This is a genomic window from Pantoea sp. Ft-CA_14 (assembly GCF_024520875.1).
In the GTDB taxonomy this organism is placed as follows: domain Bacteria; phylum Pseudomonadota; class Gammaproteobacteria; order Enterobacterales; family Enterobacteriaceae; genus Pantoea; species Pantoea agglomerans.
This window is the reverse complement of the sequence record NZ_JALNPM010000004.1, coordinates 291,141-306,106: the sequence shown is the minus strand read 5'-3', so window position 1 is coordinate 306,106 and position 14,966 is coordinate 291,141. Positions and strand designations below refer to the sequence as shown.

The following is a 14,966-nucleotide window of genomic DNA, read 5'->3' as shown; positions in this document are numbered from 1 at the left end:
CTGTTTGCTGGTTTTTTTACGCCACTATGTGGTTTTTCTCACCAGGTTGCGCTCTTCTGTTTATCTCTTATCAGAATAAAATCAATGAGTTAACTGTTGGCACGTTTTTTGTAATAGCTATAACAATCAATCTCAAAAAGGAGCGCTGACGTGGAAATTTTATTCGTATTGGGGTTTTTCCTGATGCTGTTGCTGACCGGCGTTTCGCTGTTAGGCGTGCTGGCGGCACTGGTGGTCGCAACCATCGTGATGTTTGTCGGTGGACTGTTTGCAATTGTTATTAAAGTGTTGCCGTGGCTGGTGCTGGCGGTGATTGCGGTCTGGCTGCATCGTGCCTTTTTTGGCGACAGCGATGAGCGAGCACGTCGCAAGCTGCGGCGTAAGATCAACAGGTTAGACCGCAAAGGCTGGCGCTAAATGCGGTGAAGATCACAGTGTGAGAGATTGGTCAGGGCTGATCTGCAATTAAACATATTTTTTACTTATGTTTTCTGGCAGGATGCCTGTCGTCAAATCGATGTGCCATCGACTCGACACGAATTCATCGCCGCTGTCCCTACACCAGCGCGAACAAAAAATAAAAAAAGAGAAGGGCTTCCCGCGGGAGGCCCTTTTTGTTGCTCACTATTATGGAATTAAGAGGCAGGATCCCTGCGTGGCGCGGCTCTCCAGCATCTGGTGCGCTTTGCTGGCCTCTTTCAGCGCAAACTTCTGCTGCTCCGGTACATCAACTTTAATTGCGCCACTCGCCAGCAGCGAGAAAAGCTCGGCACTGGCGGTTTCCAGCTCCTGGCGGTTGGTGATATAGCCAAACAGTGAAGGGCGGGTCACAAACAGCGAGCCTTTCTTATTCAGAATGCCGAGATCTATCCCGGTAACCGGACCCGAAGCATTGCCAAAACTGACCATCAGCCCATGACGGCGCAATGAGTCCAGCGATGCTTCCCAGGTATCTTTGCCCACGGAGTCATAAACTACGCCCACTTTTTTCCCATCGGTCAGTTCGCTGACGCGTTGCGCAATATTCTCTTCGCGGTAGTTAATCGTCGCCCAGGCGCCGGCGTTTTTCGCCATCGCTGCCTTTTCTGCTGACCCGACTGTGCCAATCAAATGGGCACCCAGCGCTTTTGCCCACTGACAGGCAATTAACCCGACGCCGCCCGCTGCGGCATGAAACAGAAAGGTCTCACCGGCGCTGATTTTATAGGTCTGGCGCAGCAGATATTGTGTGGTCAGCCCTTTCAGGTAGCTGGCTGCGCCCTGCTCAAAGCTGATCGCCTCCGGGAGATGCATCAGGCGATCTTCCGCCACGTTGTGCACTTCGCTATAGGCCCCCATCGACGCCAGACAGTAGACCACGCGATCGCCGGGCTTAAATAATGTCACGCCACGTCCAACCCGCGACACCACGCCTGCGGCTTCTGTACCCAGGCCAGAGGGAAAAGCGGCGACCGGATAAAGCCCGCTGCGAACATAGGTATCGATGTAATTAATCCCGATAGCGCGATGTTCTACCTGCACTTCATGTTCGGCCGGGTCAGCAGGTTTAAAATCTGTCCACTCTAAAACGTCCGGGCCGCCATGTGCGCTGAACTGAATACGCTTTGCCATTCTGACTCCTGTGATTGTTTCATCATGAGGGTGAGGCACGCACCCCAACTAAGGTATACTTGCGCGTCCCCACAGAAGATCGGTAATGCATTCACTATGGCAGGAAATAAACCCACCAACAAATCGAACGAAACGCAGGATCGCCAGCTCGCAGGCGTGAAAATGCCCCCGCATTCGCTGGAAGCGGAGCAGTCGGTGCTCGGTGGGTTAATGCTGGATAACGAGCGCTGGGACAATGTCTCTGAGCGCGTCGTCGCGAATGATTTTTTCAACCGCTCGCATCGGCTGATTTTTTCAGAGATGCAGCGGCTGCTGGAAAACAGCAAACCTATTGACCTGATTACGCTCTCCGAATCGCTGGAAACCCGTGGCGAGCTGGAGATGGCGGGCGGCTTCGCCTATCTGGCGGAACTGGCGAAAAACACCCCGAGCGCGGCGAACATCGGCGCCTATGCTGACATCGTGCGCGAACGTGCGGTGGTGCGTGAGATGATCGCCGTCGCTAACCAGATTGCCGATGCCGGTTATGATCCGCAGGGGCGTAACAGCGAAGAGCTGCTCGACTTCGCGGAGTCGAACGTCTTTAAAATTGCGGAAGCCCGCGCGGATAAGGATGCTGGCCCGAAAAACATCGAGCAGATTCTGGAATCGACCGTTTCCCGTATCGAATCGCTCTATCAGACACCGCACGATGGCGTCACCGGCGTCGATACCGGCTATCAGGATCTGAATAAAAAGACCGCGGGCCTGCAGGGTTCTGATCTGATTATTGTTGCCGCACGTCCTTCGATGGGTAAAACCACCTTTGCGATGAACCTGTGCGAAAACGCCGCCATGCTGCAGGAAAAACCGGTGCTGATCTTCAGTCTGGAGATGCCCAGCGAGCAGATCATGATGCGTATGCTGGCGTCACTCTCCCGCGTCGATCAGACCCGCATCCGTACCGGGCAGCTGGATGATGAGGACTGGGCGCGTATTTCCGGCACCATGGGTATCCTGCTGGAGAAGAAGAACATGTACATTGATGACTCTTCCGGCCTGACGCCCACCGAAGTGCGTTCGCGCGCCCGCCGCATCTACCGTGAAAACGGTGGATTAAGCATGATCATGATCGACTATCTGCAGCTGATGCGCGTGCCGTCGCTGTCGGACAACCGTACGCTGGAAATTGCTGAGATCTCCCGCTCGCTGAAAGCACTGGCCAAAGAGCTGAACGTGCCGGTTGTGGCGCTGTCGCAGCTTAACCGCTCGCTGGAGCAGCGAGCCGATAAACGTCCGGTCAACTCGGATCTGCGTGAATCGGGCTCGATCGAGCAGGATGCGGATTTGATCATGTTTATCTATCGCGATGAGGTTTACCACGAAAACAGCGATCTTAAAGGGATCGCGGAGATCATTCTGGGTAAACAGCGTAACGGCCCGATCGGTACAGTACGCCTGACCTTTAACGGTCAGTGGTCACGCTTCGACAACTACGCTGGCCCGCAATACGACGACGAATAATCCCCGGTTTGTGCTGTCATGCACGATCTGTGCATGACAGCACCCATCATCACAAAATAGTGTTGGACAACCTCTCGGGTTATCGGGTTATCTGTAACAAAGCGACGCCCATCACGCTGTGGAAACGGAATGACTCACGTAGACGATTACGACCTTAAAATCCTGACTTTATTACAATCCAACGGCCGTCTGACCAATCAGGAACTCAGCGATCTGGTCGGCCTTTCTGCCTCACAATGTTCCCGCCGTCGTATCAATCTGGAACAGGCTAATCTGATCCTGGGTTATCATGCCCGGCTGTCGCCCGATGCCATCGGGCTTGGCATGGTGGGATTGATTGAGGTGCGTTTAATTAACCACACCGCAGAATATGTTGAGAGCTTTCACCGGATGGTGGAGCAGGAACAGGCGATCGTGGATGCCTATAAAACCACCGGCGATGCGGACTATCTGCTCAAAGTGGCGGTGGCCGATCTTAATTCCCTTAGTGCGTTAATCAGCCAGTTAGTCGCGGGCCACCAGAGCGTTTCCCATGTGAAAACCTCGGTAGTGCTGGGACGCATGAAAGAGAACGGGCTGATGATGCTGCCTGAGCAGAAGACGCGCTAAAAAGGTGCGCGCTGTGCGCTTTTGGTGCACACTTGCGGCAATTAATGCGAAGAGCGCGCATAGAGTCAGAATTTAACGCATAGGTTGACGGTATCAGCCGGCATTTATGCACAAAGTTCTTTTTTAAAGCGCCTTAGATATCAATGGGATATCGCTGGCACCCGGTTTACAGCAGTTCAGTGCTGTGGCGATGGTGCGTTTTTTGCATCGAAACCGCATCCTTTGCACTGAGAAAACCCCATGGATAACATCGCAGAACCCTCCCGCGTCCCGCATTCGCGCATTGAAGATGCGCTGGCGATGGTGCTTGGCACCCTGATGGTCTCGTTCGGCGTCATTATGCTGAAACAGGCGGGGGCGCTGACCGGCAGCACCGCAGGCATCGCCTTTCTGATCAGCTACCTGTCGCCGCTTTCGTTCGGCAGCGCGTTCTTCCTGATCAATATCCCTTTTTACTGGCTGGCGGTAAAACGCATGGGCTGGGAATTTACGCTGAAAACCTTCTGCGCCGTCGGTCTGGTGTCGCTGTTTACCCAGCTGCACCCGCTGTTCGTCCACTTTTCTGACCTTAACCCCTTCTATGCGACACTGTTCGGTAACGTCATCATGGGAATCGGGTTTATAGTGTTATTTCGTCATAAGGCGAGCCTGGGCGGCATCAATATTCTGGCGCTGTGGCTACAGGATCGCTTTGGGATCCGCGCGGGGAAACTGCAAATGGCCGTCGATACCTGCGTCGTGCTGGCGTCACTGTTTGTGGTGAGTGGCCCCATCCTGCTCGCGTCGATTGCGGGTGCGGTGATCCTGAATCTGATTATTGCAATGAACCACCGTCCGGGACGCTATCGGGTTTAATCCGCATCTTTCCTCTGGACCAATCATGGAGACCTACACCGTGTTTCAAAACGTTGATGCCTATGCTGGCGATCCGATTCTGTCGTTGATGGAAGCCTTCAAACAAGACCCACGCGAACACAAAGTTAACCTGAGTATCGGCCTCTATTACGACGAAAAGGGCATCATCCCGCAGCTGAAGGCTGTAGCCGCTGCCGAAGAGCAGATCTATGCTGAGCCGCATCAGGCATCACTCTATCTGCCAATGGAAGGGCTGAACAGCTACCGTAGTGCGATTGCACCGCTGCTGTTTGGTGCCGATCATCCGGTGTTAAACGCGGGCCGTATCGCCTCTATTCAGACGCTGGGCGGTTCTGGCGCGCTGAAAGTGGGCGCGGATTTCCTTAAGCGCTACTTCCCGCAGTCTGCGGTCTGGGTCAGCGATCCGACCTGGGAAAACCACGTCGCGATTTTTAATGGTGCAGGTTTTGAGGTAAATACCTATCCCTGGTATGACGCAGAGACCCACGGCGTGCGGTTTGATGCCTTTATCAGCACCCTGAAAACCCTGCCAGCGCAGAGCGTCGTGCTGCTGCATCCCTGCTGTCATAACCCGACCGGTGCTGACCTGACCGATGCGCAGTGGGATCAGACCGTTGAGGTGCTGAAAGCACAGCAGCTGATTCCTTTCCTGGATATCGCCTATCAGGGCTTTGGGGCCGGCATGCAGCAGGATGCCTATGCGCTGCGTGCAGTCGCGGCGGCGGGCCTGCCAGCCCTGGTGAGCAACTCCTTCTCCAAAATTTTCTCGCTCTATGGCGAGCGCGTGGGCGGTCTCTCTATCGTCTGTGACAGCGCCGAAGAGTCAGCGCGTGTGCTGGGCCAGTTAAAAGCCACGGTTCGCCGCAACTACTCCAGCCCGCCGAATTTCGGTGCGCAGGTTGTCGCGCGCGTACTCAACGATGACGAGTTGAAAGCCAGCTGGCTGGCTGAAGTGGAAGCGATGCGCTTACGCATTCTGGACATGCGTCAGTCGCTGGTGGACGTGCTGAGCACTGCACTGCCAGGTAAAAACTTCGACTACCTGCTGAAGCAGCGTGGCATGTTCAGCTACACCGGCCTGAGTGCGCAGCAGGTCGATCGTCTGCGCAACGAATTTGGCATCTATCTGGTGGGCAGCGGCCGCATGTGTGTGGCCGGTCTGAACAGCAAAAATGTGCATCAGGTGGCTGAAGCGTTTGCCGCCGTGATGTAACGGCCGCCAGGCTGTAAAAAAAACCGTCAGGGTGCTCTCTGGCGGTTTTTTTATGGGTCAGGGTTTACCTTTCGGCGACATGCTGCACACTTAAACGGGGTAACCGTTTCAGGAATAAGCTATGTGGCATCAACAAACTATTACGCTGAGCGCGAAGCCGCGCGGGTTTCATCTGGTCACCGATGAGATCGTGAACTCGCTCTCCGGACTGCGTGATATCAAAACCGGTCTGCTGCATCTGCTGTTGCAGCACACCTCGGCGTCGTTAACCTTAAATGAGAATTGCGACCCGACGGTGCGCAGCGACATGGAGCAGCATTTCATGCGGCACGTGCCGGAGAATGCGCCTTATCTGCACGACTACGAAGGGCGTGATGATATGCCGGCGCACATCAAATCGTCGATCTTAGGGGTTTCGTTGTTATTACCGGTTCAGCGGGGACGTCTGGTGCTGGGCACCTGGCAGGGTATCTGGCTGGGCGAGCATCGCATTGAGGGCGGTGCCAGGCGGATTGTCGCCACTTTACAAGGGGAATCGTAATGAATAACTCAGACTTACTGACCTATTGCATGAGCAAGCCGGGCGCGGAGCAGAGCGTCCACAGTGACTGGAAGGCCACGCAGATTAAAAGCAACGGCGTGCTGTTTGCGATGGTACATGAGGCGAAAGGGCGACCAGCGGTATCGCTGAAATCGACGCCTGCGCTGGCCGAATTACTGCGCGAAGAGCATAGCGATATTATTCCCAGCGAGCATCTGAACAAGTCACACTGGAGCACGCTGTTCCTGGACGGTTCGCTGAAAGATTCGCAGATCTACTATCTGGTCGATGCCTCATTCCAGCAGGTTGCAACGGCCCGCTAAACGGCAATAAAAAACCCTCTTACCTGAGCAAGAGGGTTTCAGAGGCAACGTGTTACGCGGCAGGCTGTTCGCGCAGGGTATTGATGTCGATAACGAAGCGGTATTTCACATCGCTTTTCAGCATGCGCTCATAGGCTTCATTGATCTGGTCCATCGCGATCAGTTCAATGTCTGACGTAATGCCGTGCTCACCACAGAAATCGAGCATCTCCTGGGTCTCTGCGATACCGCCGATCAGTGAACCGGCGATACTGCGACGCTTGAAGATCAGGTTAAATACCTGTGGTGCCGGGTGATCGTGCTCCGGTGCACCCACCAGCGTCATGTTGCCATCCAGCTTCAGCAGGGTGATGAAGGGGTTGAGATCGTGCTGAGCCGCAACAGTGTTCAGAATGAAGTCGAAGCTGTTGGCGTGCTGCGCCATCTGCTCCGGATCTTTGGAGATCACGACTTCATCGGCACCCAGACGTTTGCCATCTTCAATTTTGGAAGGCGAGGTGGTGAACAGCACCACATGTGCGCCCATGGCATGGGCAATTTTCACGCCCATATGGCCCAGGCCGCCTAAGCCTACGATACCCACTTTCTTGCCCGGGCCGACATTCCAGTGGCGCAGCGGCGAGTAAGTGGTGATACCGGCACACAGCAGCGGTGCCACGCCCGCCAGCTCGAGGTTCTCGGGAATGCGCAGCACAAAGCTCTCATCAACCACCATCGACGTTGAGTAACCGCCGTAGGTAATGGCGCCGGTTTCACGATCTTCACCGTTATAGGTGCCAACAAAGCCGTTTTCACAATACTGCTCCAGACCCTGCTGACAGCTCGGACAGCTGCGGCACGAATCGACCATGCAGCCTACGCCGACCAGATCGCCGACTTTGTATTTCTGCGTCTGCGGGCCAACGGCCGTGACGCGACCGACAATTTCATGACCCGGAACCACGGGAAAAATGGTGTTTTTCCACTCATTACGGGCCTGATGCAGGTCTGAGTGGCAGACGCCACAGAACAGCACCTCAAGCTGAACGTCATGGGCGCGCAGCTCACGCGGCTTAAAATCGAACGGTGCCAGTTTGGATTTTGCATCCTGAGCAGCATACGCATGCGTAATATTCATGGTGTCTCCAGTTTCGATGTGTCGTGAGTGTTATTCGATGAAGTGCAGCAGCGTTGATGTGCTGCGAAAACAGGGCGACGCCAGGGGCGTGCCAAAGAGGAACCGCTTAAGGATAGTCAGCGTGGGGAAAAGCGTATATGCCTATACATGTCTGAATCTTGCCTGATTCTGCAATTTTCTGGCTGAATCGACAGGGGAGAGTAAAAGGCCCGCACGCGGCGGGCCTGACAGAATTACTTCTGTAACAGTGGCTTCAGGAAGCGCGCGGTATGTGATTTCTCACATTCCGCCACGGTTTCTGGCGTACCAGCTACCAGGATTTCACCGCCGCCGCTGCCGCCTTCCGGACCCAGGTCGACAATCCAGTCTGCGGTTTTGACCACATCGAGGTTGTGCTCAATCACCACGATGGTGTTGCCCTGATCGCGCAGCTTATGCAGCACTTCCAGCAGCTGCTGGATATCGGCAAAGTGCAGGCCGGTGGTCGGTTCATCCAGAATGTAGAGCGTCTGACCCGTGCCACGCTTCGACAGCTCACGCGCCAGCTTCACGCGCTGGGCTTCACCGCCGGAAAGGGTGGTCGCGGACTGACCGAGGCGGATGTAGGTGAGACCCACATCGATCAGCGTCTGCAACTTACGCGCCAGCGCCGGCACCGCATCGAAGAACTCACGTGCCTCTTCGATGGTCATCTCCAGCACTTCGTGAATGCTCTTGCCTTTGTACTTCACTTCCAGCGTTTCACGGTTATAGCGTTTGCCTTTGCACTGATCGCACGGCACATAAATGTCCGGCAGGAAGTGCATTTCGACTTTCAGCACGCCATCGCCCTGACAGGCTTCACAGCGTCCGCCACGCACGTTAAAGCTGAAGCGGCCCGGATTGTAGCCGCGCGAACGCGCTTCCGGCACGCCCGCAAACAGTTCACGCACTGGGGTGAAGATGCCGGTGTAGGTGGCCGGGTTGGAGCGCGGTGTACGACCAATCGGACTCTGGTCGATGTCGATCACTTTGTCGAAGTGCTCCAGTCCCGCCACGTCACGGTAAGGTGCCGGTTCGGCGATGGTCGCGCCGTTCAGCGCCCGCTGGGCAATCGGGAAGAGCGTATCGTTGATCAGGGTCGATTTACCCGAGCCGGAAACACCGGTAATACAGGTGAACAGCCCGACCGGCAGCGTCAGCGTGACATCCTTGAGGTTGTTGCCGCGTGCGCCGGTAATCTTCAGTACTTTGGCCGGGTCGCCTTTGACGCGCTCCTCTGGCACTGCAATGCCACGCTTGCCGCTCAGGAACTGGCCGGTCAGTGACGCTTCCTGCGCCATGATCTGATCAACCGTGCCTTCAGCCACCACCTGGCCGCCATGTACGCCGGCACCCGGACCGATATCGATCACATGGTCAGCGGCACGAATCGCATCTTCATCATGCTCAACCACGATCACCGTGTTACCGAGGTCGCGCAGATGAATCAGGGTGCCGAGCAGGCGTTCGTTGTCGCGCTGGTGCAGGCCGATTGAAGGCTCATCCAGCACATACATCACGCCGACCAGACCGGCACCGATCTGGCTGGCCAGACGGATACGCTGTGCTTCACCACCGGACAGGGTCTCGGCGGAACGCGACATCGAAAGATAGTTCAGGCCGACGTTGACCAGGAAGCTCAGGCGATCGCCAATCTCTTTCAAAATTTTCTCGGCGATCTGCGCACGCTGGCCGCTGAGTTTCATGTTTTCAAAGAAGGACATCGCATGGCCGATGCTCATCTCAGAGATGGTCGGCAGCGTGGTGTTCTCCACGAAGACATGACGCGCTTCACGACGCAGACGGGTTCCTTCACAGCTGGCACAGGCGCGGTTGCTGATAAATTTCGCCAGCTCTTCGCGTACCGCTGAGGACTCGGTCTCTTTGTAGCGGCGCTCCATGTTATTGAGCACCCCTTCAAATGGATGACGGCGCACCGAGGTGTCGCCGCGATCGTTGATGTACTTAAATTCGATGCTCTCTTTGCCTGATCCGTACAGAATCACTTTCTGTACGTTTTCTGGCAGGCTGCCGAACGACGCTTCGATATCAAAATCGAGGTGTTCCGCCAGCGAACGCAGCATCTGGAAGTAGTAGAAATTGCGGCGATCCCAGCCGCGGATTGCACCGCCCGCCAGCGAGAGTTCAGGATTCTGCACCACGCGGTCAGGGTCAAAATATTGCTGTACGCCAAGGCCGTCACAGGTCGGACAGGCGCCCGCCGGGTTGTTAAACGAGAACAGGCGCGGCTCCAGCTCGCTCATGCTGTAACCACAGATCGGGCAGGCGAAGTTAGCCGAGAAGAGCAGCTCTTCTGCGGCGCTGTCATCCATGTCCGCCACGATGGCCGTCCCGCCGGAGAGCTCCAGCGTGGTCTCAAACGATTCCGCCAGGCGGGTTGCGAGATCTTCACGTACTTTAAAGCGGTCAATCACCACTTCAATGGTGTGCTTCTTCTGCAGCTCGAGTTTTGGCGGATCGGAGAGGTCACACACTTCGCCATCAATACGCGCACGGATATAACCTTGCGTCGCCAGATTCTCCAGCGTTTTGGTGTGCTCACCCTTACGATCTTTCACCACCGGCGCCAGCAGCATCAGGCGACGGCCTTCCGGCTGGGAGAGCACCTGATCGACCATCTGGCTGACGGTCTGCGCCGCCAGCGGCACATCATGATCCGGGCAGCGCGGTTCGCCAACGCGGGCAAACAGCAGACGCAGGTAATCATGGATCTCGGTGATGGTTCCCACGGTCGAGCGTGGGTTGTGCGAGGTGGATTTCTGTTCAATGGAAATGGCGGGCGACAAACCTTCGATATGATCGACGTCCGGCTTCTCCATTAACGAAAGAAACTGGCGCGCATACGCAGAGAGCGACTCCACATAGCGGCGCTGACCTTCCGCATACAGCGTATCAAACGCCAGTGAGGATTTACCGGAACCTGACAGGCCGGTTACCACAATGAGTTTGTCGCGTGGGATGGTCAGGTTGATGTTTTTCAAATTATGGGTGCGGGCACCACGAACTTCGATCTTATCCATTCACCTTTCCCGGATTAGCAGCACTCACCGCGCCTTGCCGACACGGCCAGAATAAACGTGTCATTATGGCACAAAAAATAGACTGAATAAATATCCAGTACTCTTAGCCTCTGGCGCGCAGAGTATTAAAACTGGAACCCCGCTCGAAAGTGGGAAACAGACCGCAGGACGTGTTAGAATTGATAGATTAGACTGTATGCATTAACTCATCGGGAGACAGCAACATGGCCAGTCGTGGCGTTAACAAAGTGATTCTTGTCGGGAATCTGGGTCAGGATCCGGAAGTACGTTATATGCCAAATGGTGGCGCTGTTGCCAACATTACGCTGGCTACGTCGGAAAGCTGGCGCGACAAGCAGACCGGTGAAAACAAAGAGATCACTGAGTGGCACCGTGTGGTGCTGTTTGGCAAACTGGCTGAAGTCGCGGGTGAATACCTGAAAAAAGGATCGCAGGTCTATATCGAAGGCCAGCTGCGCACCCGTAAATGGCAGGATCAGGGTGGCCAGGAGCGTTACACCACCGAAGTCGTGGTCAACGTTGGTGGTACCATGCAGATGCTGGGTGGCCGTCAGCAGGGCGGTAATGCCGGTGCAGGCGCTCCAGCCGGTGGTGGCACGCAGGGCGGTGGCAACAACAATGGCTGGGGTCAGCCGCAGCAGCCGCAGGGCAACAATAACCAGTTCAGTGGTGGCGCGCAGTCCCGTCCGCAGCCACAGCCACAGAGCGCGCCGGCCAGCAACAACAACGAACCACCAATGGATTTCGACGACGATATTCCGTTCTGATTCCGTTGGCCAGAGAGTACAAAAAAAGCCCGCTTTGCGGGCTTTTTTTATGCGCGGCGTCTGGCGGCCAGCTACGACCATTCCGCCAGAATCGCCTCCGTGCTCAGCACACGTGGCACGTTGCCGGGGATCAGCAGTGAGGCCCACACATCATTGTGCTGGTTAATCAGTGCTTCGGCGCTGACCCAGCGGCGATCTGCCGTGGTGTGCGCATCGGCGGCAACGGTAATCGCATAGCCCGCACTGGCACCGACTTTTATCGTGGTATCCAGGCAGTAGTCAGTGGCACAACCGCACACCACAAATTCCTCTACCGCCAGCCTCTTTAACAGCGCGGCCAGGTCGGTGTGCCAGAAGCTGTCGCAGGCAGTTTTAGTCATATAGTGTGCGCCAGCAGGCTGAGCGATTTCCGGCAGCAGCTCGAAAGCCGCATTACCCTCGCACATCTCGCCTTCGCGGTGCTGGATAAATATTGTGATATCGGCGCGTTCGGTCAGCCGGTTAATCTGTGCAATCCTTCCCGCTGTGTCGAAGCGTGGCGTGCTGAAGACGCCATTCTGCATATCAATGACCACGACTACCCGCTGTGCCATGCTTAATCCCATCTGGTTTGAAAAAAGCAGTGTTACCTGAGGCATTGCGGAAAGCAATCTTTTGCATTTTCCCCCCTGTCACAGGCATGCTAAACCGACTGGTTAAATAAGGAGAGAGAAGTGGAAGGTGTTCCGGCGAGTTTTCACTGTGAGAAAGACCGCGCCCGGTTTCAGCAACTCGCCGAGCTGCCCGGTGTGGAACTCTATCAGGCCCACATCTCCCGCTACGCATTTGAACCCCATACCCATGAAGCCTTTGGTATCGGCACCATTGAAGCGGGCGCGCAACGCTTTCGCTACCGCGGCACCGAATATACTGCGCCGGAGAACTCGCTGGTCATGATGAATCCGGATGAGCTGCATACCGGTGAGTCAGCGTGTGAAGAGGGCTGGCGCTACCAGATGATCTACATTCAGCCGCAGCTGATGGATGAACTGACCGGCGATCGCGGCTGGTGGTTCAACGAGGCGCTGTTGACCGATCCGCGCGTGGCGCGGCCGCTCTCCCGCACGCTGGCGACACTCTGGCAGGCGGAATCACCACTGGCGCGCCAGAGCCTGCTGGCTGAACTGCTGTTGCAGATTCGTCCGCTGGCACGCATGTCCTCACAGGGCAGACCGGATGCACGGCATCGTTTTGATCAGGTAAGAGACTTTCTGCGCGCGAACCTCGCAGAACCGGTGCGGCTGGATGAGCTGGCGGCGCTGGCCTCGCTTTCGCCGTGGCACTTCTTACGCGCCTTTCGTCAGCACTATCACGTTACGCCGCATCAGATGCTGATGGCTTTCCGGCTTTACGACGCCAAGCAAAGGCTGGCACAGGGTGAAGCGGCTGCCAGCGTTGCGGCGGCGGTGGGATTAACCGATCAGGCCCATCTGACCCGCGCCTTTGCAAACCGTTATGGCATCACGCCGGGCCGCTATCAAAAGCAGGTGCGCCAGCCCTGATACCACCGCAATCTGCTACAAGCATTCCCCGCCCGAACCCGCCACACTGAACGAAAAAGCTATATAAGGAAGAAATTATGTTTGCTGGTGTCATGTTTGCCGTCACCGCCGGACTGCTGTGGGGGCTGATCTTTGTCGGGCCGCTGCTGGTGCCTGACTATCCTGGCGCGCTGCAATCGGCGGGACGTTATGTGGCGTTTGGGCTGATTGCGCTGCCGCTGGCCTGGCACGGTCGTCATCGCCTGCGCAAGCTGGCCCGGGCTGACTGGCGTGAAGCGGTAAAGCTCTCGCTGGTGGGAAACCTCTTCTACTATGCGTTTCTGGCGAACGCCATTCAGCGCACTGGCGGACCGGTCTCCACCATGATTATCGGCACGCTGCCGGTGGTGATCGCTGTGACGGCCAATCTCTGTTACGGCCATCTTGAAGGACGCCTGCCGTGGCGGCGGCTGTTTCCGGCACTGGTCATGATGGCGGCCGGATTACTCTGCGTGAATGCGGCGGAGCTACAGAGTCAGGGCCACACCCTTGATCTCAGCCGTTATCTGACCGGTATCGCGCTGGCGCTGCTGGCTGTGGTCTGCTGGACCTGGTATCCGCTGCGCAATGCCCGCTGGCTGCGTACACATCCCGAACTGCGGCCCTCGACCTGGGCAACAGCGCAGGGAGTCGTGACGCTGCCGATGGCGCTAATCATGTACGCGCTGGTCAGCGCGCAGCTTGCCTGGCAACAGCCGGCTTTTGCACTGCCGTTTGGGCCGCGTCCTGCAGTGTTTATCTCCCTGATGCTGGCGATTGGTCTGCTCTGTTCCTGGCTCGGGACCTTATGCTGGAACGCTGCCAGCCAGCGTCTTCCCACCGTACTGATGGGGCCACTGATTGTTTTTGAGATCCTTTTCGGCCTGTTGTGGACTTTTCTCTGGTATCAAAGCTGGCCACCCCTGCTCACCGTGACGGGGATTATTTGTCTGATGGCTGGTGTCCTGTGGGCAATGCGCATTAAACCGCAGCCTCTCGTCGTCGCGGTTAAAGAGTAAACCGCGAAGATTGCCAAAAGACCTCTGCCGCGCGGATAACACGCCGCGCGGCTTTTTAAGATTAAACCCTACCCCGATTTGCTCGCTCTCCGGCAGATTTGTGCCGCGAAATCGATTTCATGCCTCTGCGTAATCGTGCCTTTACCCCAGAAAGCCTCTTTCATCCCCTGTTTGTCAGTGAAAAAACGGGACTGATGGTCTCCTGAACATAGCCATGTTTAGCGCTGGCAGCAGGTAACTGTTCAGATATCGGTCGTTAATCAGGAAAAATAGCGCAGCATTATGGACGTTATGCTTTTATCAGCGGCTTTTTATTGCGGTATGGTCCTGAGAAAGGGAGGCAGAAAACCACTATTAACTTCACTCAGTGATGAATGAGTAAGAAAACTCCGCCGCTGCGTTAATAATTAAAGATTAATCTCTGGCATCAATGATGCGCAATGAAGAGAGCGAAAAGATAGACACATAACGTTAGTGATAAGGAGCAATAAACTATTTATCCTGGATTAATCCTGGAGAAAGTATATGCCATTAACCCATTCCCCGGAATTAAACGCAGCCGCAAAAATTTGAGTCAGGTCCAGCATTAACTCAAATATACGGTGATTGTTTTTTGCGCGATGTTTAAATTGGCTTAATGATATTGAGACGATTTAGTTCCGACGATTAGCTGGGCTTACGTAAGAAAGGGAGGGCCCAATCCCGCGTAAACGAGATTGGGAAGGGAAGAATAGCCGTAGAATGC

The 14,966-nt window shown here is 55.7% G+C and carries 14 protein-coding genes; 10 read left to right on the top strand and 4 right to left on the bottom strand.

Annotated features, from left to right (window positions below):
* Positions 1 to 150: 150 nt before the first annotated feature.
* A complete protein-coding gene (gene pspG, locus NR195_RS09270) occupies positions 151 to 417 on the top strand; it encodes an envelope stress response protein PspG (protein WP_010252199.1) in 267 nt (88 codons plus the stop codon).
* 210 nt (positions 418 to 627) lie between these two features.
* Here pspG and NR195_RS09265 read toward each other — a convergent pair whose 3' ends face one another.
* Entirely contained in the window at positions 628 to 1,611 is a 984-nt protein-coding gene (locus NR195_RS09265; RefSeq protein WP_033787548.1) for a quinone oxidoreductase, read from the bottom strand.
* 96 nt (positions 1,612 to 1,707) lie between these two features.
* On the opposite strand from NR195_RS09265, the gene dnaB reads away from it, so the two are divergent.
* The 6 genes from dnaB to NR195_RS09235 all read left to right on the top strand — a co-directional run bounded on the left by dnaB (position 1,708) and on the right by NR195_RS09235 (position 6,676).
* Positions 1,708 to 3,114 (top strand): replicative DNA helicase, encoded by a 1,407-nt coding sequence (gene dnaB, locus NR195_RS09260; RefSeq protein ID WP_010252197.1) that lies wholly within the window; start codon positions 1,708 to 1,710, stop codon positions 3,112 to 3,114.
* Positions 3,115 to 3,243: 129 nt separating this feature from the next.
* Entirely contained in the window at positions 3,244 to 3,723 is a 480-nt protein-coding gene (locus NR195_RS09255) for an Lrp/AsnC family transcriptional regulator (RefSeq protein WP_010252196.1), read from the top strand.
* Between the two features lie 240 nt (positions 3,724 to 3,963).
* On the top strand, positions 3,964 to 4,578 hold the full coding sequence (locus NR195_RS09250) for a YitT family protein (protein ID WP_003855751.1): 615 nt from the start codon (positions 3,964 to 3,966) through the stop codon (positions 4,576 to 4,578).
* Between the two features lie 40 nt (positions 4,579 to 4,618).
* Positions 4,619 to 5,812 carry an amino acid aminotransferase gene (locus NR195_RS09245; protein ID WP_010252191.1) on the top strand — a complete coding sequence of 398 codons (1,194 nt, stop codon included), beginning with the start codon at positions 4,619 to 4,621 and terminating at the stop codon, positions 5,810 to 5,812.
* A 121-nt stretch (positions 5,813 to 5,933) separates the two neighbouring features.
* Complete coding sequence (locus tag NR195_RS09240; RefSeq protein WP_256844439.1) at positions 5,934 to 6,353, top strand: secondary thiamine-phosphate synthase enzyme YjbQ; 420 nt, start codon at positions 5,934 to 5,936, stop codon at positions 6,351 to 6,353.
* The gene (locus tag NR195_RS09235; RefSeq protein ID WP_010252186.1) at positions 6,353 to 6,676 is read left to right on the top strand and encodes an MmcQ/YjbR family DNA-binding protein; all 324 of its coding nucleotides are present in this window, start codon (positions 6,353 to 6,355) and stop codon (positions 6,674 to 6,676) included. Before NR195_RS09240 ends, NR195_RS09235 begins: the two co-directional genes overlap by 1 nt.
* 52 nt (positions 6,677 to 6,728) lie before the next feature.
* On the opposite strand, the gene NR195_RS09230 is transcribed toward NR195_RS09235, so the two are convergent.
* Together NR195_RS09230 and uvrA are read right to left on the bottom strand one after the other, a co-directional pair.
* On the bottom strand, positions 6,729 to 7,793 hold the full coding sequence (locus tag NR195_RS09230) for an NAD(P)-dependent alcohol dehydrogenase (RefSeq protein ID WP_003855747.1): 1,065 nt from the start codon (positions 7,791 to 7,793) through the stop codon (positions 6,729 to 6,731).
* Positions 7,794 to 8,026: 233 nt separating this feature from the next.
* The gene (gene uvrA / locus NR195_RS09225; protein WP_010252182.1) at positions 8,027 to 10,855 is read right to left on the bottom strand and encodes an excinuclease ABC subunit UvrA; all 2,829 of its coding nucleotides are present in this window, start codon (positions 10,853 to 10,855) and stop codon (positions 8,027 to 8,029) included.
* A gap of 224 nt (positions 10,856 to 11,079) precedes the next feature.
* Between uvrA and ssb1 the strand changes: the two genes are divergently transcribed.
* Complete coding sequence (ssb1, locus tag NR195_RS09220) at positions 11,080 to 11,643, top strand: single-stranded DNA-binding protein SSB1 (RefSeq protein WP_256844438.1); 564 nt, start codon at positions 11,080 to 11,082, stop codon at positions 11,641 to 11,643.
* A gap of 71 nt (positions 11,644 to 11,714) precedes the next feature.
* Here the strand turns inward: ssb1 and NR195_RS09215 are convergent, their stop codons facing one another.
* Positions 11,715 to 12,236: an isochorismatase family protein gene (locus NR195_RS09215; protein ID WP_256844437.1), complete on the bottom strand. Its 522-nt coding sequence runs from the start codon at positions 12,234 to 12,236 to the stop codon at positions 11,715 to 11,717.
* Between the two features lie 120 nt (positions 12,237 to 12,356).
* Between NR195_RS09215 and NR195_RS09210 the strand changes: the two genes are divergently transcribed.
* On the top strand, positions 12,357 to 13,184 hold the full coding sequence (locus tag NR195_RS09210; RefSeq protein ID WP_187515192.1) for an AraC family transcriptional regulator: 828 nt from the start codon (positions 12,357 to 12,359) through the stop codon (positions 13,182 to 13,184).
* 77 nt (positions 13,185 to 13,261) lie between these two features.
* Complete coding sequence (locus NR195_RS09205; protein ID WP_022625222.1) at positions 13,262 to 14,221, top strand: DMT family transporter; 960 nt, start codon at positions 13,262 to 13,264, stop codon at positions 14,219 to 14,221.
* Positions 14,222 to 14,966 lie beyond the last annotated feature (745 nt).